The sequence below is a fragment of the Paenibacillus zanthoxyli JH29 genome, assembly GCF_000520715.1.
GTDB lineage: Bacteria > Bacillota > Bacilli > Paenibacillales > Paenibacillaceae > Paenibacillus_AQ > Paenibacillus_AQ zanthoxyli.
The window spans coordinates 1-391 of sequence record NZ_ASSD01000192.1; the positions used below are offsets into that span (position 1 = coordinate 1).

At 47.3% G+C, this 391-nt stretch carries 1 protein-coding gene; it reads right to left on the reverse strand.

What is annotated here, in order from left to right; all coding sequences use genetic code 11:
* The coding region (locus L691_RS28205; protein WP_232229125.1) for a transposase family protein at positions 1 to 271 on the reverse strand (271 nt) is incomplete at its 3' end.
* Positions 272 to 391 lie beyond the last annotated feature (120 nt).

A 391-nucleotide genomic window follows, 5' to 3' on the forward strand; every position in this document is an offset into this window, starting at 1 on the left:
CCTGCGTCACTTTCTTGCAACTGCCGCAGTTTGTTCGGGGTACCCGGGCATGCATGTAGGTTTTCCAATTCCAGAAGTCGAGATGACGCCATTTCTTCACTTCCGCATCATACGCTTTACTTTCGGCTCCGCAGACGGGACAAGCAAAAGTTGCTCCGCGTTCGAAGTCGATGAACAAATGCCAGGCATCTTCTTGGTCATCGAACTCGACGTGCATTAATTTCCACGGTTCCTCCAGTTGAAGGGCTACCTTAAACATTTCGTAAATCATGTTATCCTTACTGCTTAATGAGGTCCACATCATTCATCCCGCCCTAGTAATGTTCTTACTTGGCAGTATTGACTATTTCTCTACTAAGCAGACATCAGGCATCCACTATAGCGACGAAGC